The 22,437-nt window shown below is 38.4% G+C and carries 18 protein-coding genes and 2 pseudogenes; 14 read left to right on the forward strand and 6 right to left on the reverse strand.

Annotated elements, in window-relative coordinates:
* Positions 1 to 295: 295 nt before the first annotated feature.
* From CUN59_RS15920 to CUN59_RS15935, 4 genes and pseudogenes are all read right to left on the reverse strand, one after another.
* Positions 296 to 997 (reverse strand): Uma2 family endonuclease, encoded by a 702-nt coding sequence (locus tag CUN59_RS15920; RefSeq protein WP_104388765.1) that lies wholly within the window; start codon positions 995 to 997, stop codon positions 296 to 298.
* 117 nt (positions 998 to 1,114) lie between these two features.
* Entirely contained in the window at positions 1,115 to 1,582 is a 468-nt protein-coding gene (locus CUN59_RS15925) for a WG repeat-containing protein (RefSeq protein WP_104388766.1), read from the reverse strand.
* Positions 1,583 to 1,638: 56 nt separating this feature from the next.
* A complete protein-coding gene (locus CUN59_RS15930; protein WP_104388767.1) occupies positions 1,639 to 3,519 on the reverse strand; it encodes a serine/threonine-protein kinase in 1,881 nt (626 codons plus the stop codon).
* A gap of 233 nt (positions 3,520 to 3,752) precedes the next feature.
* Positions 3,753 to 4,434 (reverse strand): annotated as a pseudogene (locus tag CUN59_RS15935) (Uma2 family endonuclease).
* A gap of 431 nt (positions 4,435 to 4,865) precedes the next feature.
* Here CUN59_RS15935 and CUN59_RS15940 point away from each other — a divergent pair.
* The 3 genes and pseudogenes from CUN59_RS15940 (at position 4,866) to CUN59_RS15945 (ending at position 9,188) form a co-directional block, all read left to right on the forward strand.
* Complete coding sequence (locus CUN59_RS15940; protein WP_104388768.1) at positions 4,866 to 8,057, forward strand: sll1366 family intein-prone helicase; 3,192 nt, start codon at positions 4,866 to 4,868, stop codon at positions 8,055 to 8,057.
* A 38-nt stretch (positions 8,058 to 8,095) separates the two neighbouring features.
* Positions 8,096 to 8,185, forward strand: a pseudogene (locus CUN59_RS22120) (flagellar assembly protein H); the annotation flags it as partial.
* Positions 8,186 to 8,354: 169 nt separating this feature from the next.
* The gene (locus tag CUN59_RS15945; protein ID WP_104388769.1) at positions 8,355 to 9,188 is read left to right on the forward strand and encodes an SWIM zinc finger family protein; all 834 of its coding nucleotides are present in this window, start codon (positions 8,355 to 8,357) and stop codon (positions 9,186 to 9,188) included.
* A gap of 153 nt (positions 9,189 to 9,341) precedes the next feature.
* Here CUN59_RS15945 and psbC read toward each other — a convergent pair whose 3' ends face one another.
* Complete coding sequence (gene psbC, locus CUN59_RS15950; RefSeq protein ID WP_104388770.1) at positions 9,342 to 10,727, reverse strand: photosystem II reaction center protein CP43; 1,386 nt, start codon at positions 10,725 to 10,727, stop codon at positions 9,342 to 9,344.
* Entirely contained in the window at positions 10,711 to 11,766 is a 1,056-nt protein-coding gene (gene psbD / locus CUN59_RS15955) for a photosystem II D2 protein (photosystem q(a) protein) (RefSeq protein ID WP_104387508.1), read from the reverse strand. Before psbD ends, psbC begins: the two co-directional genes overlap by 17 nt.
* Positions 11,767 to 12,284: 518 nt before the next feature.
* On the opposite strand from psbD, the gene CUN59_RS15960 reads away from it, so the two are divergent.
* The 11 genes from CUN59_RS15960 (at position 12,285) to nuoK (ending at position 22,431) form a co-directional block, all read left to right on the forward strand.
* On the forward strand, positions 12,285 to 12,854 hold the full coding sequence (locus CUN59_RS15960; protein WP_104388771.1) for a photosystem I assembly protein Ycf4: 570 nt from the start codon (positions 12,285 to 12,287) through the stop codon (positions 12,852 to 12,854).
* Between the two features lie 106 nt (positions 12,855 to 12,960).
* The gene (locus tag CUN59_RS15965; RefSeq protein WP_104388791.1) at positions 12,961 to 13,752 is read left to right on the forward strand and encodes a peptidylprolyl isomerase; all 792 of its coding nucleotides are present in this window, start codon (positions 12,961 to 12,963) and stop codon (positions 13,750 to 13,752) included.
* A 93-nt stretch (positions 13,753 to 13,845) separates the two neighbouring features.
* Entirely contained in the window at positions 13,846 to 14,985 is a 1,140-nt protein-coding gene (locus CUN59_RS15970; RefSeq protein WP_104388772.1) for a beta-ketoacyl-ACP synthase, read from the forward strand.
* 156 nt (positions 14,986 to 15,141) lie between these two features.
* Positions 15,142 to 15,963, forward strand: a complete 822-nt coding sequence (locus CUN59_RS15975) for a class I SAM-dependent methyltransferase (protein ID WP_104388773.1) — start codon at positions 15,142 to 15,144, stop codon at positions 15,961 to 15,963.
* A 28-nt stretch (positions 15,964 to 15,991) separates the two neighbouring features.
* Positions 15,992 to 17,101, forward strand: coding sequence for a saccharopine dehydrogenase family protein (locus CUN59_RS15980; protein WP_104388774.1), 1,110 nt, complete (start codon positions 15,992 to 15,994; stop codon positions 17,099 to 17,101).
* 102 nt (positions 17,102 to 17,203) lie between these two features.
* Positions 17,204 to 17,698, forward strand: a complete 495-nt coding sequence (sixA, locus tag CUN59_RS15985) for a phosphohistidine phosphatase SixA (protein WP_104388775.1) — start codon at positions 17,204 to 17,206, stop codon at positions 17,696 to 17,698.
* Positions 17,699 to 17,810: 112 nt separating this feature from the next.
* Positions 17,811 to 18,947, forward strand: coding sequence for a citrate synthase (locus CUN59_RS15990; protein ID WP_104388776.1), 1,137 nt, complete (start codon positions 17,811 to 17,813; stop codon positions 18,945 to 18,947).
* 655 nt (positions 18,948 to 19,602) lie between these two features.
* Positions 19,603 to 20,721 (forward strand): NADH-quinone oxidoreductase subunit NuoH, encoded by a 1,119-nt coding sequence (nuoH, locus tag CUN59_RS15995; RefSeq protein WP_104388777.1) that lies wholly within the window; start codon positions 19,603 to 19,605, stop codon positions 20,719 to 20,721.
* 88 nt (positions 20,722 to 20,809) lie between these two features.
* A complete protein-coding gene (ndhI, locus tag CUN59_RS16000) occupies positions 20,810 to 21,394 on the forward strand; it encodes an NAD(P)H-quinone oxidoreductase subunit I (protein ID WP_104388778.1) in 585 nt (194 codons plus the stop codon).
* A 100-nt stretch (positions 21,395 to 21,494) separates the two neighbouring features.
* Entirely contained in the window at positions 21,495 to 22,106 is a 612-nt protein-coding gene (locus CUN59_RS16005) for an NADH-quinone oxidoreductase subunit J (RefSeq protein ID WP_104388779.1), read from the forward strand.
* 19 nt (positions 22,107 to 22,125) lie between these two features.
* Positions 22,126 to 22,431, forward strand: coding sequence for an NADH-quinone oxidoreductase subunit NuoK (gene nuoK, locus CUN59_RS16010; protein WP_015080280.1), 306 nt, complete (start codon positions 22,126 to 22,128; stop codon positions 22,429 to 22,431).
* Positions 22,432 to 22,437: the final 6 nt, after the last annotated feature.

Consider the following 22,437-nt stretch of genomic DNA (forward strand, 5'->3'; position numbering starts at 1 on the left):
CAACATTATATTATTTAGGACTTACGCAAGATGTAACTGCAACCCTGATTATTTCGTAGGGGTAATTCATGTAGCTTGCTTCCCGAAGGGTATTACCCCTACTTTCGTTCTATTTTGCGTAAGTCCTGTTATTCTTTTCTTGGGTTGCGCTGTCGCTTAACCCAACCTACATGACTAAAGGGTATTTTCTTTGTTTAATCCGTTGTATAAATTCGGTAGCATTCTGATTAAATTATGGATTTAGACTTTTAAAACAACCTCTTAAGTTAAGCAACAGAGTAACCCAGCAACAGGATTAAATAGTATCAGGATCTATATTTAATTCCCGCAATTTTGCTGCTAAACGTTTTGATTTTTCCGCTTCTTTTTCTGCTCTTTTAGTTTCCTGTTCTGCGGTTTCTTCAGGTGTGGGAACTAGCTCTCCTGCTGGTGTAAAATACCGTAGTAGTCCTTGATAAATTCCTAAATATAAACCTAGTTGACGACTCCACAAATGTCCTTGCTGATTTTTTTCTAAAGGTTGATATTCTCCATCTACTAAATGAAAACCTGCAAATTCTAGCGTATAAGGGTCGAACCAAAAATAATCCGGTGTGCGGAAAGTATTTTGATAAAGTTCTTTTTTATATTCTCTATCTGTATTTGCTGTAGTTGGTGAGAGAATTTCTAAAATGAAATTAGGATATTTACCATCTTCTTCCCAAACTACCCAACTTTTACGGGTTTTGCGTTCTGTTCCCAAGACCACAAAGAAATCGGGACCTCGGAAATATTCAGATTTTTTCTGATTAGGACTATAGTAAATGGTGAGATTTCCCGCAGCATAGAAATCATTTCTATCTTTCCATAACCATTCTAGACATTTGAAAAGTAGAATTATTTGTCTTAGATGTAGTTCTGTTTCCACGGTCGGTTCATCACTATATAAATCACTTGGGGGAAATATTACATCTTGGGAGGTGTTTTCTTTACATTCTAATTCTTGAGTAATCATCATGATATGATACCAAGTAGTTATTTGTTGATTATAGCATTGCGTAAGTTGGGTTGAGAAAACCCAACATTATATTATTCTTTTCTTGGGTTGCGCTGTCGCTTAACCCAACCTACATTACTACTTTAAAGGATTCCGAATATAACCATACTTGCGTCCCATTTTGACTGGTTTTAATCCTTCTTTTAAGGATTCTGCTTCTTTAAACTTGGCTTTACGCTCGTCATACTCGGCTTCTGTCTCAAATTCTGGTGGAACAACAATTTTACCTGTTTTATCTATATAGCCCCATTTATAATCAATCTCAACACCTGCTAAACCTTCGTGAAAGTTCCCAACTTTATTAAATTGAAGTGGAATCACAATTTTACCTGTTTTATCTATATAGCCCCATTTATCATCAATGTTGACACTTGCTAAACCTTCGTGAAAATAACCAGCTTCATCAAATTTCGGAGCAATCACTAAATAAGAATTCAGCGCAAAAATAATACTGGAAAATATAGACACAAAAGGAATGAATAATCCAATTCCTAGTCCAAACAGTACTAATTTAATGCTCTGTTGGTATCGGCTGTGCAATAGCATAGATTCACCTTTTAATTTTCAATTAACGTAATTTAATACAAATTGAGCTTAATTTTTTATGGCTTAATTAAAGATTTCTCAGACTGGCGATATTTAGCAATTAATTGACGGTGGCTAATTGGTGAATAAAGTAACATAGCAAGTGTGGGTAAACTTGTTCCAGTTAGTGCTAACAAAATCAGTGGATTTAGAAAGCCGACTATTATACCAATTCCTGCACTAGCCCCAAACCCCGTTACCAGTAGTAACAGTCTACCCATAACTGAATCTTTAGCTAAGTCGTCTACAGCCACAAAATTCACAACCCGATATAAAACCCAATATACAACCCAACACACACCCCAAGTGACAACACCTGCTATAGCTAAAGGTATAGCCGCCATGAAAACGAAACCGACAACCGGACCAACTAGATCAAAACCACTATGTTTAACTGTAAGGTCAAGTAGACCTTCAACGACAGTCCCAACCGCAAGCCCAACCGCAGCCCCACCTACAGATACGGCTATAGCCAAACTTACATATTCACCCACCTTATCTACATAATACACATGATACGAAGTTCCTACTACTTTAGTAAAACTCCAAATCACACCCAGAAGTGTAACAACACCCCACACCCTAAGCATAGAGAGTATCGCCTCATATCCCAAATTTTGTAATAACCAAATAGTAACTGGACTTGCAGCATAAGTAATAAACCAACTCGTAGCCATAGCTACCAGCCCAGCTATTAAAAATAGTTTAATTAATCCTAAATAGGGTAATTTCCTCTCCTCAATCGGTAAAGCCGCAGTTTGTACCTTCACCGTCAAAGTATGACTTGCTGGATAAGCATTACTATGAAGAATTAATTGACGTTTATACTGCTTATCCGCCATTAATTTACTCGTATCTACCTCAACCTGACAACGAATATTATTCCCGCTAAACTTACGAGGTTTAACTGAAATCCAAGCATGATTATCTGGAGTATGGGGAGGGTCTTGAGGATGAGGTGCTACTTCCCATTTACCTTTTAATAAAGTATCTGGTATGGGGTTTTCAATGTTAATATCCCTCCTTAATTTTTCCCCCAGCCAATTCGCTTTAAACTCTAAAACTGTTTCACTAAAATCAACTCCTGGTACACGAATAACATCAAGGGGTTTGAGTGATTCTAAAGCTGCTTCTGCATTAGTAAATCGGTCTTTTTGTTTCGGTTGTACCATTTTTTCCAACCAGCCGATAAACCGCAAACTCAACCGGGGTAAAAGATGACGAAAATTAATTAAATAAGGATCATCTGCATCTTGTAATTCATCTATTTTTGTGGACTTAATTCCTGTTAATAAACAGATTAAAGTTGCACCCAAAGCATACAAATCTGTAGCATTTGTTGGTTTAAACATTTGCTCTGGCGGAATAAAACCAGGAGTTCCTTTAAATACACTACTTCCAGCTACATCATGACTACCAATACGAGCAAAACCAAAGTCAATTAAATAGACATTGATTTGTTCATCTACTAAAATGTTTTCTGGTTTAATATCTCGATGAATTACCGACGGAATCCGATTTTGTAAATATACCAGAATTTCTAATATCTTAACTGCAATTTGTTTAATTTCCTCTGGTGAAAAGCTGCGAGGTTCTGCTAAAGTAGAAGCATGAATATACTCTTGAACTAAACAAAAACCATCGGAGGTTTCAAAGGAATGCAAGTAACTGGGAATACCAGGATGATTTAATCCTTTAAGTACCTGTATTTCTCGCGCGTGGGCTTCTGAACCAGACCAACTTGAACTCGCTTGAGCAAAACAAAACTGTTTGATTACTTCTGGTTGCCTTGTGTTAAGATTTGTTGCTAACCAAGTAATTCTACCACCTTCGCGGTTCCGTCCTAATTCTCTAATAACATCATAGCCTTGTGCTTGAAAATCTGGGTAGATGCTCATACTTATCAGAGGCAACGAGTATAGTATTACCTTTTAATACTACCATAATCTGCATGGGTTTTGCCTGTGTGCAAAATGAATTTAGACTAGGACTTACGCACGAGTTACGGAATAACGAACCGCACCAGGACGCAGAGAACACAGAGGAATAAGAGTTTGAGAGTTTTTTGCGTAAGTCCTATAGACTTTTAAAACAACCTCTTAAGTTAAGCAACAGAGTAACCCAACATACATTAAATAGTATCAGGATCTATATTTAATTCCCGCAATTTTGCTGCTAAACGTTCTGCTCTTTTAGTTTCTTTTTCTGCGGTTTCTTCAGGTGTGGGAACTAGCTCCTCCTTCAGGTGTAAAATACCGTAGTAGTCCTTGATAAATTCCTAAATATAAACCTAGCTGATGACTCCACAAATGTCCTTGCTGATTTTGTTCTAAAGGTTGATATTCTCCGTCTACTAAATGAAAACCTGTAAATTCTAGCGTATAAGGGTCGAACCAAAAATAATCCGGTGTGCGGAAAGTATTTTGATAAAGTTCTTTTTTATATTCTCTATCTGTATTTGCTGTAGTTGGTGAAAGAATTTCTAAAATGAAATTAGGATATTTACCATCTTCTTCCCAAACTACCCAACTTTTACGAGTTTTGCGTTCTGTTCCCAAGATGACAAAGAAATCTGGACCTCGAAAATATTCAGATTTTTTCTGATTAGGACTATAGTAAATGGTAAGATTTCCCGCAGCATAGAAATCATTTCTATCTTTCCATAACCATTTGAGACATTTAATTAAGAGCATAATTTGCTCTAGATGTAGTTCTGTTTCCACGGTCGGTTCATCACTATATAAATCACTTGGGGGAAATATTACATCTTGGGAGGTGTTTTGTTTACATTCTAATTCTTGAGTAATCATCATGATATGATACCAAGTAGTTATTTGTTGATAATAGCATTTAATGTATTAATCCTGAAAATCCTTTAATCCTCAGTAGTTGTTAAAAACTTGGGCGACTGGAAGTCACGCCTACACAGACAAAACTCATCTGCGTGGGTTGAAAAATCTTAATTTTTCTGTTAGTCTACCTAGGTGTGATTAGTTTGCGTAGTAGCGATTTATAATCACCGACAAGTTTTATCTCCTAACTCAAAATACGAGATAATAGAGATAAGCTGAAAAACCTTTAATTTGCATAATTCGAGCAGGCAGGACTTGTACTGATCTGACGATGCCCTCAGCCAGTCAAAGAGTCGAAGTATGCCCACTCCACAAGAGTTTTACTTATAAGCAATATGCAAGTTAAATGTTCAACAGCTTAATAAATAAAAAAATAATTAGTATATTCAAACATGGCGATTTTACATGGAAGTTGGATCATAAATCATCAAAATAGCTATTTCTTTATTTGGGGAGAAACTTGGCGTTCTTCACAGGTACAGACTGAAATATTTGCTGAAATTCCTTTACATCCATTGGCTATGACATCAATGGAATTAAATGAATGGTTAGAAGCATCTAATTTATCAATTCCTAACTTAATTCAGCCTTCTCCTACTACTAAACAAAGAATTAAAAGTAACCCACCAACAGAAATAAAATTACCTATACATTCACAAATCGTTTCTTTACCAACTTATTTTGTAGAAAATAAAAAATCAGAAATTACAACAATTTCACCGGTTCATTCTGTCAGTGTTGATATAGATTCTCCATGTTCACAATATTTACATCCTTGGAAAATTGATGGTTTTTGTCTCACTCCACCATTAGCAATTCAATTTCTCACATCTTTACCCCTGAGTGCAAATGATAGCAAAGCGGCTTTATTAGGAGCAGATATTCATTTTTGGGTACATATTTATAGATGGCATTTAGATTTAATTTCTCGTTGTAAATTTTTACCAACAGTTGATAAACAAGATGGTAATTTAATTGCTAAATGGCAGACACTTTTAGATAGTGCCATAGATGTCACTAGGTTAGAAAAATTCGCTTCACAAATGCCCTTAGCTTGTCGCACATATCAACAAAATACCGATAATATCGCCATTGATTTACCATTGTTACCCCAAGAAATAATATCATCATTTCTTAACATAATTATAGATTATCAATTGCGGTTAATGGTTGGTTCTCAATCTCCCATTGAACCGAGAATGATGATGTCTTTATCTACACCATTACAGCAATGGTTACAAGGATTAATTAATGCAAATAATACAATTGATGCAGCCGGAGGAGAACGTTTAAAAACTACTTTAAAAGCTTGGACTTTACCATTACAATATCAACTCACAGGGAAAGCTTTATTTAGAACTTGTTTTCAGTTGTTACCTCCAGAAAATGAAGAACCAAATTGGACTTTAAAATATTTTCTCCAAGCAGCAGATAACCCAGAATTTTTAATAGACGCAGCAACAATTTGGCATCAACCTGTGGAAAAATTAGTTTATCAAAATCGTACAATTGAACAACCTCAAGAAACATTTTTGCGAGGTTTGGGTTTAGCTTCTCGATTATATCCCACAATTACCCCTAGTTTAGAAACCGCATCTCCCGCATTTTGTCACCTTTCTCCCATGCAAGCTTATGAATTTATCAAATCTGTAACTTGGAGATTTGAAGATAGCGGTTTAGGAGTAATTTTACCTCCTAGTTTAGCAAATCGGGAAGGGTGGGCAAACCGTTTAGGGTTAAAAATTAGTGCCGAAACTCCCCCACAAAAATCGGGGCGTTTAGGTTTACAAAGTTTATTAAACTTTCAATGGCATTTGGCAATTGGTGGACAAATAATTTCTAAACCTCAGTTTGATAAATTGGTAAAATTAAATAGTCCTTTAGTAGAAATTAATGGTGAATGGGTAGAATTACGCCCCCAAGATATTAAAACTGCCCAAAACTTTTTTAGTTCCCGTAAAGAACAAATGTCTCTTTCCTTAGAAGATGCTTTACGCATTAGTAAAGGAGATACCCAAGTAATTGAAAAATTACCTGTTGTAAGTTTTGAAGCTTCTGGTGCATTAGAAGAATTAATAGGGGCATTAACTAATAATCAGGAAATTCAACCTTTAAGAACACCTGAAAGTTTTCAAGGAGAATTACGTCCTTATCAAGAAAGAGGTGCAGGTTGGTTAGCTTTCCTAGAACGTTGGGGTTTAGGTGCTTGTCTAGCAGATGATATGGGATTAGGAAAAACCATCCAATTCATTGCTTTTCTACTCCACCTTAAAGAAGAAAATATCCTAGAAAAACCAACTTTATTAGTTTGTCCGACTTCGGTTATGGGTAATTGGGGAAAAGAAGTCAAAAAATTTGCTCCTACTCTTAAAGTTTTAGAATATCACGGTGATAAACGTCCTAAAGGTAAAGCATTTACAGAAGCAGTTAATACACACGATATAGTAATTACTAGCTATTCACTGATTCACCGCGATATTAAATTATTAAAAGCGGTTGAATGGCAGATAATTGTTTTAGACGAAGCCCAAAACGTCAAAAATTCAGACGCGAAACAATCACAAGCAGTCCGGCAATTAGAAACCACATTTCGCATTGCTTTAACAGGTACACCTGTAGAAAATAGATTGCAAGAATTATGGTCTATTTTAGATTTCCTAAATCCTGGTTATTTAGGGAATAAACAATTTTTCCAAAGACGGTTTGCCATGCCCATTGAAAAGTATGGTGATACTGCGTCTTTAAATCAATTACGTTCTTTAGTGCAACCTTTTATTTTGCGACGTTTGAAAAGTGATAAAGACATTATTCAAGACTTGCCAGAAAAGCAAGAAATGACAGTTTTTTGCGGATTAACTGCCGAACAAGCTACATTATATCAACAATTGGTAGATGAATCTTTAGTAGAAATTGAATCTGCGGAAGGTTTACAACGTCGCGGGATGATTTTAGGATTATTAGTTAAGTTAAAACAAATCTGTAATCATCCTTCCCAATATTTAAAATTAACAAGTTTAGAAAAACATCATTCTGCTAAATTACAACGACTCGAAGAAATGTTAGATGAGGTGATAGCAGAAGGGGACCGCACTTTAATTTTCACACAATTTGCTGAATGGGGTAAGTTACTCAAACCGCATTTAGAAAAACAACTAAAACGGGAAATATTCTTTTTATATGGTAATACCAGTAAAAAGCAAAGAGAAGAAATGATTGATAGATTTCAACATGACCCCCAAGGACCACCAATTATGATTTTATCCTTAAAAGCCGGTGGTGTGGGTTTGAATTTAACTAGAGCAAATCATGTATTTCACTTTGATAGATGGTGGAATCCAGCAGTGGAAAATCAAGCTACAGACCGAGTATTTAGAATTGGTCAAACTCGTAATGTCCAAGTTCATAAATTTGTCTGTACTGGAACTTTAGAAGAAAAAATAAATGATATGATTGAAAGTAAAAAACAATTAGCAGAACAAGTAGTAGGTGCAGGAGAAGATTGGTTAACGGAAATGGATACAGATCAACTTCGTAATTTATTAATATTAGACAGAAATGCAGTCATTGAAGAAGATGAAGGTTAAAAAGATATGACAGAAAACATAGACAATGATCGGTTATTCAAAGTTTAAGGTTGTTAGTCACCTTAAAATTAAATCCAGCCAAAATGCAATTCATATCAGGTTTCATTGACACATATTTGAGATTGAATGTCAGGATTCAGGTGAGGTGATAAGGTCCCCGACTTCTTTGATTGATTGTATTCGGAAAGGATAAATCTATCTTAGAAGTCGGGGATATGGAAACAACTGCTATAGCTGAATACTTACGATTTAGATAATGTACAAGATTTACAAACTTAGTTAGATAATCTTTGATATATGAGTAATGAAACTTTACAAGCAAGTCGGGAATGGTGGTCACAAAGATGGCTAGATTTACTAGATTCTTACCGATTTAAAAAGCGATTAGAACGGGCAAGAAATTATTCTCGACAAGGAAATGTTTTAAGTATTAAATTTAAAGCAGCAAAAGTATTAGCTAGAGTACAGGGTAGTGAAGCAGAACCTTATAAAGTTTCTTTATCCCTTGATGCTTTTAGTGAGGAAGAATGGGGTTACGTTGTAGAAACAATGTCCCAAAAAGCGATTTTTGCGGCTAAGTTATTAGCGGGGGAAATGCCACAAAATATTGAAGAAGTTTTTATTAGTAACGGGTTATCATTATTTCCTTTTACTCTAACTGATGTTCATAGTAAATGTTCTTGTCCTGATAAAGCAGTTCCTTGTAAACATATAGGTGCAGTATATTATCAATTAGGCGATCGCTTCAGTGAAGATCCGTTTGTATTATTTCAACTACGTGGACGCACTAAAGAGCAAATTATCAGCGACTTACGCCAATTACGCAGAACTAAAAATGTCGAGACGATTCAGGAAACATCGGAAATTCAACCAGAAGTTTCTGAACATCAATATCCGATTAAAATAGATGATTTTTGGCAATATAATCAGCCATTAGAATCTTCCTTAGTAGTAATTTCACCTGTGGTTACTGAAACAGTATTAGACACATTAGGGACAATTCCTTTAGCCAAAGATGAAGAAAATCCAACTAATTTACCTACTGATGATTTGGTGATGAAATATTTAAAAGCTGTTTATCAAGATGTAAGTCAAAAGGCATTTTTGGCAGCGATGAATGTGGGAGGATGAATCTTTTTTAATTGTCCGTCTACCATTTGCCCGGTGTTGTTCAATTATTTTTGGTAAATCCCGAAGTTCTAAACTACAAAAAAAGCCCTTGCTGTGAAGCAAGAGCTAAAAAAAGTATTATATTGTCAGTAATGAAATCAAGTTACAAACAACCTAGTCAAGGTCAGGCATAAACATTACTGGTTCAGTTTCGCGGTTAATACCCTTCTCAAAACCACCAGCAGCAGCACGGGCGCGGCCTGCGTGCCACAAGTGACCAATGAGGAAGAAGAATCCTAAAACGAAGTGTGAACAAGCCAACCAGGCGCGAGGAGACACATAGTTAAAGGAGTTAATTTCCGTAGCAACACCACCCACAGAGTTCAAAGAACCCAGAGGAGCGTGTGTCATGTATTCAGCCGCACGACGAGCTTGCCAAGGTTGAATATCGTTCTTGATTTTTTCCAAGTCAAGACCGTTAGGACCACGAAGAGGCTCTAACCAAGGACCACGGAAATCCCAGAAGCGCATGGTTTCACCACCGAAGATGATTTCACCTGTAGGAGAGCGCATCAAGTATTTACCTAGACCTGTAGGCCCTTGAGCAGAACCAACGTTAGCACCTAAGCGTTGGTCACGAATCAAGAAGGTCAAGGCTTGTGCTTGAGAAGCTTCAGGACCAGTAGGACCGAAAAATTCACTGGGGTAAGCGGTGTTGTTATACCAAACCATGACGGAAGCAATAAAGCCCATCAAGGAAAGAGCGCCTAAGCTATAGGAAAGGTAAGCTTCACCAGACCAGATCAAAGCACGACGCGCCCAAGCAAAAGGCTTGGTGAAGATGTGCCAGATACCACCGGAAATACAAATTAAAGCAATCCAGATATGACCGCCGATAATATCTTCCATATTATCCACGCTAATAATCCAGCCTTCGCCACCGAAGGGAGCTTTAATCAGATAACCGAAGATGACAGCAGGGTTCAGTGTGGGATTAGTGATAACACGCACGTCACCACCACCTGGAGCCCAGGTATCATAAACTCCACCGAAGAACATAGCCTTGAGTACCAACAACAACGCACCGCATCCAAGGATGATTAGGTGGAAACCGATGATGTTGGTCATCTTGTTCTTGTCTTTCCAGTCGTAACCGAAGAAAGAAGAATATTCTTCTAAGGTTTCAGGACCACGAACGGCATGATAAATACCGCCAAAACCGAGAACAGCAGAAGAAATTAGGTGTAGTACACCAACTACAAAGTAGGGGAAAGTATCGAAAACTTCACCACCGACACCAACGCCCCAACCAAGTGTGGCTAGGTGAGGGAGAAGAATTAAGCCCTGTTCATACATGGGCTTTTCTGGGATAAAGTGAGCAACTTCAAATAAAGTCATTGCTCCAGCCCAGAAGACAATTAAACCAGCATGGGCAACGTGTGCGCCAAGTAGTTTACCGGAAAGGTTAATTAAACGCGCGTTTCCAGACCACCAAGCAAAGCCGGTGCTTTCTATATCGCGTCCGCCGCCTATAACTGATCTATTAGAGAGCGTTACCACGTGGTAGTACCTCCTCTGGGAATACGAACTGTTCGTGGGGTTGGTCTTGAGGAGCCATCCAAGCGCGGATACCCTCATTCAACAAAATGTTTTTGGTATAGAAAGTTTCAAACTCTGGATCTTCGGCTGCCCGTAATTCTTGGGAAACGAAGTCGTAAGCCCGGAGGTTTAATGCTAAACCAACGATACCGACGGCACTCATCCACAAGCCTGTAACAGGTACAAACAACATGAAGAAGTGTAACCAACGTTTGTTGGAGAAAGCAATACCGAAAATCTGTGACCAGAAACGGTTTGCTGTCACCATGGAGTAGGTTTCTTCAGCTTGGGTGGGGTTGAAGGCGCGGAAGGTGTTGGAAGCTTCACCGTCTTCAAATAGGGTGTTTTCTACTGTTGCACCGTGAATGGCACAAAGTAACGCACCACCTAAGATTCCCGCTACGCCCATCATGTGGAAGGGGTTGAGAGTCCAGTTGTGGAAACCTTGTAAGAACAATAGGAAACGGAAGATTGCGGCTACTCCAAAGCTGGGTGCAAAGAACCAGCTAGATTGTCCTAAAGGATACATCAGGAAAACACTGACGAATACAGCGATAGGACCGGAGAAAGCGAGGGCGTTATAGGGACGTAAGCCGACTAACCGTGCTACTTCAAATTGACGTAACATGAAGCCAATTAAACCGAAAGCACCGTGGAGGGCTACGAAAGGCCATAAACCACCCAGTTGACACCAACGGGTGAAGTCACCTTGAGCTTCAGGACCCCAGAGGAACAACAGGGAATGTCCCATGCTGTCTGCGGGTGTAGATACTGCAACTGTTAAAAAGTTAGCTCCTTCTAAGTAGGAGGAGGCTAGTCCGTGGGTGTACCAGGAGGTGACGAAGGTTGTACCGGTTAACCAACCGCCCAACGCAAGGAAGGCACAGGGGAATAATAATATTCCTGACCAACCTACGAATACGAAGCGATCGCGCTTTAACCAGTCGTCTAGTACGTCAAACCACCCTCTACTGGGGGCGCGTCCAACTGCGATGGTCATTTAACTAAAATCCTCGGTTTTTTACTAAAATTGCAACGTTTTTTAGGCAGTTTTTCAACGGTTTTACCGATTTATGGCAACTGCCATGAGGAATTCAACGTTTTTTACAAACTTAGCAGCCGTTTAGAAGCTTAGTTTGTGAGAGTTGACTACTTGAGAAAGTGATCATTTCCCAGAATTATTGCATGACTAGCCACCATTATCTAATCATCTAGATTATGGTAACGTAATCATTCTTAACTTATCACATTCCGCAGAATTTGCGCTGGATACAGGCAAAGGAATTAAATATTCAGTATCTTCAATTCTATTGATATCAGAATTTTAACAATTTGACACAAGTTTTCTCAGAAATCTTTTTCAGAACTTCAGGAGTCATAGGGGAGCAGGGGAGCAGGGCGCAGGGGAAGAATTTTTCTTCTTTCTTCTTGTTCCTGAACTCCTGCCTGTTCCCTTGATAACTTGCAATGTAGACTGCTTCAGTGGCAGACTTGAGAAAGATAGTCCAAGGTAGTTTAATGACGGTATCAACAGCGATTAACAAAAGCGAAAACCTTCTTTATCAAAAAGTTCTCGGTTCACGTCGGTTTAGCAACTACTGGTGGGCAAGTATTGTTACTATGGGAGCCAGTGGTTTTTTCTTAGCTAGTCTTTCTAGTTATCTCAAAGTTAATTTACTCATAGTTACTGATCCAACACAACTGATATTTGTCCCTCAAGGATTGGTGATGGGATTATACGGAAGTGCTGGATTACTATTAGCGACATATTTGTGGCTAGTGGTTTTATGGGATGTAGGCGGTGGCTATAATGAGTTCAATGGGGAAACGGGAAAGTTCAAAATTTTTCGTTGGGGTTTTCCAGGCAAAAACCGCAGAATCGAAATTGAAGGACGTATCCAAGAGGTACAATCTGTACGTATTGTGATTAAAGAAGGTCTTAATCCTCAACGCGCTTTGTATCTCCGGGTGAAGGGAAGACGGGATATTCCACTTACAAGAGTGGGTCAACCCTTATCTTTGGCAGACCTGGAAACTCAGGGCGCGCAATTAGCTCGTTTTTTAGGAGTATCCTTAGAAGGACTCTAAAGATTTTGGATTTTGGATTTTGAATTGTTGATGAATCAATACTTTCAAACTCTAAATTCCATTAATCTACAAGATCAAGATACTTTGGTTAATGCAGTTACTAACAATGCGGTTAAAATTTCCACAAGTTTTTGCAGTTCTCTTGATCATTGGTGCTTTGACTTTAGGCGGATGTACAAGTAATATAGCCTCTTCTAGTGCCTCTTCTACGGCAACAGCTACCTCTGAAACAACTACCAATGCTACTACTAGCACAACAACAGTATCAGAAACTATTAGTGAGAGTATTCCTGGAATGAAAGATTTTCCACGTTTGGAAGGTAAAGCTACTGTCGTAATGACTGTCAACGGTTCACCAATTACGATTGAATTAGATGGTGCAAATGCCCCAATTACTGCTGGTAATTTTGTGGATTTGGTACAAAAAGGTGTTTATGATGGCCTAGTGTTCCATCGTGTTGTCCGTGATCCTCAACCTTTTGTAGTTCAAGGTGGTGATCCTCAAGGTAAAGATCCCAAATTCCCGGCAGCTAGACTGGGAACAGGTGGTTTTATTGATCCTAAAACTGGGAATGAGCGCCGTATACCTTTAGAGATTAAACCACAGGGAGAAAAAGACCCTATTTATAGCAAAACTTTTGAGGAAGCAAGAATTGGTAAACCGCCTGAGTTAAAGCATAAACAAGGGGCGATCGCTATGGCCAGATCACAAATGCCTGATTCCGCTTCTTCTCAATTCTACTTCGCTTTGGCAGATTTATCATTTTTAGATGGTAACTATGCTGTGTTTGGCTATGTTACCCAAGGTTTTGACGTAGTTAATAAAATTCAACAAGGCGATAAGATTGATTCTGCCAAAGTAACTCAAGGTGCAGAAAACCTCAAAACTCCTCAGTAGTTAGTTATTTGTCAGTGGTCAGTTGTCAGTTGCATTAGTAATTGATAATTGACTTCTGCATAAGTATCAAACTCTAAAATATAGAATGTAAAATTGGTGAGAGTTGTTGTTACTGGTATTGGGTTAGTTTCCGCTTTAGGCAAAAGTTTAAAACAGAGTTGGCAAAATTTACTAATTGGTAACACTGGAATTCAATTACATCAACCTTTTCCTGAATTGGGAATAATTCCTTTAGGATTAATTGGTGAACAACCTGCCGCCTTAAGTAAATTGACAGAAATAATTATTGCTTCAGCTTTGCAAGATGCTCAATTAATACCACCTTTATGTGATTGTGCAGTAGTAATTGGTTCTAGCCGCAGTTATCAAGCCTCTTGTGAAACAATGGCGCGTAATATACACAATCAAGCACCAAAATTAAATTTAGATAATTGGTTAAATACTCTACCACAGATGAATGCGATCGCTGTCGCCAGACAAATTGGATCGACGGCGGCAGTTTTAGCACCCATGGCCGCCTGTGCAACAGGAATTTGGGCGATTTCCCAAGCTACCATGTTAATTCAATCAGGGCAATATCAACGAGTTATTACAGGTGCAGTAGAAGCACCTATTACACCCCTTACTATAGCTGGATTTAAGCAAATGGGAGCCTTAGCTAAAACAGGTGCTTATCCCTTTGATTTACACAGGGAAGGGTTAGTACTCGGTGAAGGTGGTGCTGTGTTTATTCTTGAATCTGCGGAGTTAGCAACCCAACGCCAAGCTAAAATTTATGGAGAAATATTAGGTTTTGGCTTGACAGCAGACGCATATCATGGAACTTCACCACAACCAGAAGGGAAAAGTGCGATCACCGCAATTAAGCAATGTTTAGAACGTAGTTATATTAAACCTACAGATATAGACTACATTCATACTCATGGTACAGCCACTCAAATAAATGACAGCACAGAAAGCAAAATTATCCAACAGTTATTTCCCCAAACCCTGGCATTGAGTTCAACCAAAGGTAGCACAGGCCACACATTAGGCGCATCCGGTGCTTTAGGTGTCGCTTTTTCTCTCATGGCATTACAGCAACAAATTTTACCCCCTTGCGTAGGACTGCAACAACCAGAGTTTGATTTAAACTTCATCACATCAGCACAACAGAGCAAAATTCAACAAGTATTATGTTGTAGTTTTGGGTTTGGTGGACAAAATGCTGTCATGGCTTTAAAAGCATATTGAAAACTCTATTTTGATGGCAAGGAAAAATAAAAAATTGCCCCTTTATTTATCTCTCCCTTTGCCCTTTGATATCTAATTCTATACAACTGCATATCAATTTAGTATTAATATTGATAGATTACCTAAACCCTAAATTGTGAATTATTACTATAATATATGAAAGAATTTGCACTTCTTAAAAACTTATATTCTCAAGACTTAGAAACCAGAAAAAACTGGTATTCCCAAGTGGCAGAAGTCTATGATAAATTTCGACCACCCTACCCCCAAGAAATTATTAATAGTGCTATAAAAATAGCTAAACTTCCCACCAATGCTAATATTCTAGAATTAGGTTCTGGACCAGGAAACGCGACTTTACATTTTGCTAAGTTAGGTTTTTCGATCACCTGTCTAGAACCAAGTTTAGCATCTTGTAATTTAGCGAGAAAAAATTGTGCTATCTATCCCCAAATAGAAATTCAACAAACCACTTTTGAAGAATGGGAATTAAAACCAGAAAAATTTCATGCTGTATTAGCAGCAAACTCTTTTCATTGGATAAACCCTGAATTTGGTAATCTTAAAATTTCTCAAGCTTTACGTAACAATGGGGTTTTAATTTTGCTGTGGAATATGACTCCTCAACCAGAATATCAAGTTTATCAAAGTTTTCAGAAAATTTATCAAAAATATGCTTCTTCCTTAGATAGATATGAAAATATAGAAACCCAAAAAGAAATAGTTCAAGTTTTAGGACAAGAAGCAATTGATTCAGGTAAGTTCAAAAATCTAGTATCTCAACACGTTGTCTGTCAACTCAATTATACTCCTGATGATTTTTTATTACTTTTAAGCACTTACACACCCTACTTAAAATTAGATACCAAAACTAGAACTGGTTTATTTAGAGAACTACGTCAAAAGATTGCCGATGACCATCGAGAAAATATACAAATTACCTATATATCAGCTTGTCAAGTTATGGCAAAATGTTAAATCAATTTACAATTAACAACTTAACATTATGAAAAATCATGTTTTAATTATCGGAGGACGAGGCAGAATTGGTAGTAGTGTAGCTAAGGACCTATTACAACATACCCAAGCCACAATTACTATCACTGGACGTTCTCCAGAAATTAATAATTTTTCCGCAGAAGAAAGAAGACATTTTTTATTATTAGACTTAGATGATATTGATCATCTCAGAAAAGCCATATCACAATCTGAGTTAGTTATTCACTGTGCAGGACCTTTCCACTATCGAAATACTAAAGTTTTAGAAATTTGTATTCATGAAGGTGTCAATTATATTGATGTGAGTGATCACCGTTCCTATAGCCAAAAAGCCTTACAATTCAATTCTCAAGCTATAGATGCTGGAGTAACTGCAATCATTAATGCAGGGATTTTTCCTGGTATTTCTAATAGCTTAGTTCGTGAGGGAATTGAAAAATTTGATTTGCCAGAAAAGATCCATTTGAGTTATGTTGTTTCTGGTTCTGGTGGTGCAGGAATTACAGTCATGAGGACAACTTTTTTAGGATTACAAAACACTTTTAAAGCTTTGATAAATAATGAATGGCAAACAATTAAACCTTATACAGAACGAGAAAATATTGATTTTCCTGCTCCTTATTATAATCATGGTATTTATTGGTTTGATGTTCCAGAGACTATGACTTTACCAATATCTTTTCCCCAGGTAAAAACAGTTATTACTAAATTTGGATCTCATCCTGATTTTTATAATCTTTTAACTTGGATAGCAGCCCATATTTTCCCAAAATCACTAATGCATCAGTCAAACATGATGGAATTTTTATCCCATATCAGTCTGAAAATGACAGAAGTTACTAATCTATTTACTGGTGTTGGTGTAGCGATTAGAGCAGAAATAACGGGGAAAATTAATGATCAAACAGCCATTTACCGTGTCAATTTAGTTCATGAAAATACTGCCATCGCTGCTGGATTAGGTGTAGGTACTATTGCTAAATTATTACTAGAAAATCAACTTAAATACCCTGGAGTTGCACCTGTAGAAATAGTATTACCTACCAATTTATTTCGCCAAAATATGCAGCAAAGAAATGTTACAATTGATGCAATTTGGCTGAAAAATCCTGTATGATTTTGGCAATATTACGTTATAAATTATCAAACCTGATCCAATAATTATCTAAACCCCTCTTTCCTTCCTGGTTCTTTAATTATACAAAAATAATTTACTGCTATGGAACTATATTTAATTCGTCATGGTATTGCCCAAGAACATCATCCAGAATTAGCAGATGAAAAACGTCAACTTACTCCCCAAGGACGACAGAAAACCGAGAAAGTAGCTCAGAGATTGGTAGAACTAGGTTTACACTTCGATTTAATTCTTACCAGTCCCTTAGTTCGGGCTTACCAAACAGCAGAAATACTTATTGCCACTGGTCTAAGTTCTCAGTTAGAACAATCTCATTATCTGAGTTTTGAGAGTAATATTTATAGTTGGGTAGAAGAATGGCTTGAACCCAGAAAATATGCCCATCAAACTCAATTAGCATTGGTAGGCCATGAACCTAATTTAAGTCATTGGGCAGAAATTCTCCTATGGGGAGAAGCAAAAGACAGCCTTATCCTCAAAAAAGCAGGTATGATTGGAATAAAAATACCAGATGATGGTTCTCCTGTGGGTCATAGTCAAATGTTTTGGTTGACACCACCAAAGTACCTGCTGTAATAGTTGACTGATATAACTGCATAGAACAGTTGTAATATCAGCAACTATTATGGTGAAAATAATCTCTGGTAAGTTAGCGTGAGCAGATATTTTACAAAGTAATGGTGTTGCCATGACGGTATGCGAATACAAGCCTGGTTTAGAAGGTATTCCCGCCGCCCAGTCGAGTATTAGTCATGTAGACGGGCAGAAAGGAATTCTAGAATATCGTGGTATCAGGATTGAGGAATTAGCTCAAAAAAGCACATTCCTGGAAACTGCATATCTCTTAATTTGGGGTGAGTTACCAAATAAGGAACAACTGAAAGCATTTGAGGAAGAAGTTCTTACTCACAGACGCATCAAATACCGCATTCGGGACATGATGAAATCCTTTCCTGAAAGTGGTCATCCTATGGATGCGCTACAAGCTTCTGCTGCTGCTTTAGGTTTATTCTATTCTCGTCGTGACTTACATAATCCAGTCTATATCCGCAATGCGGCTGTTCGGTTAATAGCCACTATTCCCACGATGGTAGCAGCCTTCCAGTTAATGCGGCAGGGGAACGATCCGGTTAAACCTAGAGATGATTTAGGTTATGCGGCTAACTTCCTGTATATGCTCAATGAGAAAGAACCTGATCCTTTAGCTGCGAAAATCTTTGATGTGTGCTTAATACTTCACGTTGAGCATACGATGAACGCTTCTACCTTTAGTGCTAGAATCACAGCCTCTACCTTAACTGATCCTTATGCTGTGGTTGCCAGTGCAGTAGGGACTCTAGGCGGTCCACTGCATGGCGGCGCAAACGAAGAAGTAATCCAGATGTTAGAACAAATTGGTTCTGTGGATAATGTTCGTCCTTACGTAGAGGATTTACTGCAACGCAAAGCCAAAATTATGGGTTTTGGGCATCGTGTCTACAAAGTTAAAGATCCTCGGGCCACTATCTTACAAAATCTAGTAGAACAGTTGTTCGAGAAATTTGGCTACGATGAATACTATGAAATTGCCCAAGAAATGGAACGGGTAGTTTCCGAAAAATTGGGTAGCAAAGGCATCTATCCTAATGTTGACTTTTATTCCGGTTTGGTGTACAGGAAAATGGGAATTCCCACAGACTTGTTCACTCCAGTATTTGCGATCGCTCGCGTCGCTGGTTGGTTAGCCCACTGGAAAGAACAACTGGTAGAAAACCGCATTTTCCGTCCGACCCAAATTTATAACGGTCGCCATGAAGTCTCTTACACTCCCATTGACGAACGCTAACAAACAAACAACATAACTCTGGATTCTAGATTTTGGATCTGCAATTCAAGTCCTCCAGTGGACAGATTGATAACTGTCATATCTGCCCTTGAGGCAATAAATATCAATGAAAGAACCGTTTCCACATCGGTAACGGTGATTCTTTCTTTGTTTTGTTTTGTGCAACTACATTAATTGGTAAAATTTATAGCAGAAAACAAGAGTCCAGGGTGAACCCCTTGGTATAATTAGGTTTTAAGGATAAATAATGTCTTAATGGCATTGTCTAAGGCTATAAAACCTGCCCTTTTAAAGCAAAAAGTTTTTGAAGTGGTGTATAAATCCTCTTCCTGGCTTCTGCCTCCTGCCTCCTTCAACTCATTTACCTACTTATCAATCATCAATTCCTAATCCCAACCATAAGTAGAAGTTGTCTCTAGGGTTTTATGGCAAAAACCATCCAACGATATACTAAACATGGGAATTGTCAATAAATCTACAATTGGACATCATCTCACCAGAGATTATTACAAAAGATGAACATTGGGAATTTTCGGCACAAGCCCCTTCAGGGCGGAATTAATCCAAAATCCCCAATCTCTACCCTAAAGTGTGGAGTAAATCCAAAATCCAAAATCGTAAATCCAAAATCTATTGACCTTTCATAGCAGCAAACATGAATCCAGGAATTGACCTCCAAGGAACTTTTATTCAATCTGTCAAGGACTTAGGCCTACCCCCAGGGACAGCCAAAGCCCTATGGATGCCATTGCCCATGGTATTGATGTTAATTGGGGCAACAGTTGGCGTATTAGTTGCCACATGGCTAGAACGGAAAATTTCTGCAGCGGCACAGCAACGAATTGGACCCGAATATCAAGGTCTGTTTGGGTTGTTAGTACCTGTAGCCGATGGTCTGAAGCTGGTATTCAAAGAAGATATAGTACCCGCTAAAGCAGATCCTTGGCTATTTACCCTCGGTCCAATTATTGTCGTTTTACCAGTATTTCTGTCCTATTTAATTGTGCCATTTGGACAGAATATCATCATAACTGACGTAAGCATGGGCGTGTTTTTATGGATTGCATTATCTAGTATTCAGCCCATTGGCTTATTAATGGCAGGTTACGCCTCCAATAATAAATACTCTCTGTTAGGTGGTCTACGGGCAGCAGCCCAGTCCATCAGTTATGAAATTCCCTTAGCATTGAGTGTACTGGCGATCGCCATGATGTCCAACAGTCTCAGCACCGTTGACATCGTGAATCAACAATCCAACTTTGGCATTTTGGGCTGGAATATTTGGCGACAACCACTAGGATTCATGATCTTTTGGATCGCCGCCTTAGCAGAATGCGAACGTTTACCCTTTGACTTACCAGAAGCAGAAGAAGAACTAGTAGCAGGGTATCAAACCGAATATTCAGGCATGAAATTCGCCCTTTTCTACCTCAGTTCCTACGTTAACCTGGTACTTTCTGCCCTATTAGTAGCTATTTTATACCTTGGTGGTTGGCATTGTCCCATCCCCCTGAATCTGATCAGCAACTGGTTAGGAGTCAGTGAAAGCGACCCTGCCATCCAGGTAGTAACAGCCGGAATAGGCATCACCATGACCGTACTCAAAGCCTACCTCCTCGTATTTCTTGCCATCCTCATCCGTTGGACAGTACCACGGGTAAGGATTGACCAATTATTAGACTTAGGATGGAAATTTCTATTACCAGTCGGTTTGGTCAATCTCCTCTTAACCGCAGCCTTCAAACTAGCCTTTCCTTTCGCCTTCGGTGGATAAAAAAATTTTAGATTTTAGATTTTAGATTGTCGATTACATCTAAAATCTAAAATCCAAAATCCAAAATTGACAAAGAGAGAGACACACAATGCTAAAATTCCTCAAACAAGTTGGTGATTACGCCAAAGAAGCTGTTCAAGCAGGTCGTTATATAGGTCAAGGTTTAGCCGTTACCTTCGACCACATGAGACGGCGACCGGTTACAGTCCAATATCCCTACGAAAAATTAATTCCCGGCGAAAGATTTCGCGGTCGGATTCACTATGAATTTGACAAGTGTATTGCTTGTGAAGTCTGTGTGCGTGTTTGTCCTATTAACCTCCCTGTAGTTGATTGGGAAATGGACAAAGCTACCAAAAAGAAAAAACTTAAACACTACAGTATTGATTTTGGAGTTTGTATCTTCTGTGGTAACTGTGTGGAATATTGTCCTACCAACTGTTTATCTATGACAGAAGAATATGAACTAGCCACCTACGATCGCCACGAACTAAATTATGATAGCGTCGCCCTGGGACGTTTACCCTACAAAGTCACAAACGATCCTATGGTGACACCACTACGTGAGCTTGTTTACCTACCTAAAGGCGTAATGGATCCCCACGGAGTCCCCGCTGATGCCCCCCGTGCTGGTTCACGTCCCGAAGACTTAGTAGAAAGTGGTAATGGGTAATGGGTAACGGGTAATGGGTAATCAAAATTTTTCCAATTACCAATTACCAATCACCACTTTCTACGCAGTATTTATTAAACATCAATAAGGATAGAAAACCGTGAATCTAGCAGAAGGAGTACAGTCTGTATCATTTGGCATCCTCGGTGTGATGATGATTGGGGCCGCACTGGGTGTGGTGTTATTCTCTAACATTGTCTATTCTGCCTTTTTGCTGGGAGGAGTATTCATCAGCATGGCAGGAATATATCTATTGCTAAATGGTGATTTTGTAGCAGCAGCACAAATACTAATTTATGTTGGTGCAATTAACGTCTTAATTTTATTTGCCATCATGTTGGTAAACAAAAGAGAAGATTTTTTACCCTTGCCTAGTGCTGGATTACGAAAAGTATTTACAGCTTTAGTCAGTTTTGGACTATTTGCACTTTTAAGTACAATGGTATTAGCTACTCCTTGGGCTTATTCTACCAATCCCACAGTTAGTCAAAATTCCATCGTTTTAATTGGTCAGCATTTCTTTAGCGACTTTCTGCTACCCTTTGAGTTAGCTTCCGTTCTCTTGCTGATGGCAATGGTAGGGGCAATTATTCTGGCGCGTCGTGAATATATCCCCGATCAAGTACCAAAATCTGATCTACAACAAACAATTTTAACCCTACCAGAACGCCCCAAAGAACTCATCTCCACTGGTAGCGGTACTGACAACTAACAACAGAGAACGGATCATCATGCAACTCCAATACTTTTTATTACTAGCCGCAGCATTGTTCTGCATTGGCATCTATGGTCTAATTACCAGTCGTAATGCTGTCCGTGTACTGATGTCAATTGAATTATTGCTTAATGCCGTTAATCTAAATTTAATGGCATTTTCCAATTTTCTTGATTCAACATTAATTAAAGGTCAGGTTTTCACGGTTTTCGTGATCACTGTGGCAGCGGCAGAAGCGGCGGTAGGTTTAGCAATCGTTCTGACGATTTATCGCAACCGTGATACCGTTGATATGGAGCAGTTTAATCTCCTGAAGTGGTAATATTTC

The organism is Cuspidothrix issatschenkoi CHARLIE-1 (assembly GCF_002934005.1).
GTDB classification, from domain to species: domain Bacteria; phylum Cyanobacteriota; class Cyanobacteriia; order Cyanobacteriales; family Nostocaceae; genus Cuspidothrix; species Cuspidothrix issatschenkoi.

What these genes read in the sequence shown, in the direction of transcription:
- CUN59_RS15920 (WP_104388765.1), bottom strand. Translation starts at nt 997, where the DNA reads ATGATGATTACTCAAGAATTAGAATGTAAAGAAAACACCTCCCAAGAT.
- CUN59_RS15925 (WP_104388766.1), bottom strand. Translation starts at nt 1,582, where the DNA reads ATGCTATTGCACAGCCGATACCAACAGAGCATTAAATTAGTACTGTTT.
- CUN59_RS15930 (WP_104388767.1), bottom strand. Translation starts at nt 3,519, where the DNA reads ATGAGCATCTACCCAGATTTTCAAGCACAAGGCTATGATGTTATTAGA.
- CUN59_RS15940 (WP_104388768.1), top strand. Translation starts at nt 4,866, where the DNA reads ATGGCGATTTTACATGGAAGTTGGATCATAAATCATCAAAATAGCTAT.
- CUN59_RS15945 (WP_104388769.1), top strand. Translation starts at nt 8,355, where the DNA reads ATGAGTAATGAAACTTTACAAGCAAGTCGGGAATGGTGGTCACAAAGA.
- psbD (WP_104387508.1), bottom strand. Translation starts at nt 11,766, where the DNA reads ATGACCATCGCAGTTGGACGCGCCCCCAGTAGAGGGTGGTTTGACGTA.
- CUN59_RS15960 (WP_104388771.1), top strand. Translation starts at nt 12,285, where the DNA reads ATGACGGTATCAACAGCGATTAACAAAAGCGAAAACCTTCTTTATCAA.
- CUN59_RS15965 (WP_104388791.1), top strand. Translation starts at nt 12,961, where the DNA reads ATGCGGTTAAAATTTCCACAAGTTTTTGCAGTTCTCTTGATCATTGGT.
- CUN59_RS15975 (WP_104388773.1), top strand. Translation starts at nt 15,142, where the DNA reads ATGAAAGAATTTGCACTTCTTAAAAACTTATATTCTCAAGACTTAGAA.
- CUN59_RS15980 (WP_104388774.1), top strand. Translation starts at nt 15,992, where the DNA reads ATGAAAAATCATGTTTTAATTATCGGAGGACGAGGCAGAATTGGTAGT.
- sixA (WP_104388775.1), top strand. Translation starts at nt 17,204, where the DNA reads ATGGAACTATATTTAATTCGTCATGGTATTGCCCAAGAACATCATCCA.
- CUN59_RS15990 (WP_104388776.1), top strand. Translation starts at nt 17,811, where the DNA reads ATGACGGTATGCGAATACAAGCCTGGTTTAGAAGGTATTCCCGCCGCC.
- nuoH (WP_104388777.1), top strand. Translation starts at nt 19,603, where the DNA reads ATGAATCCAGGAATTGACCTCCAAGGAACTTTTATTCAATCTGTCAAG.
- ndhI (WP_104388778.1), top strand. Translation starts at nt 20,810, where the DNA reads ATGCTAAAATTCCTCAAACAAGTTGGTGATTACGCCAAAGAAGCTGTT.
- nuoK (WP_015080280.1), top strand. Translation starts at nt 22,126, where the DNA reads ATGCAACTCCAATACTTTTTATTACTAGCCGCAGCATTGTTCTGCATT.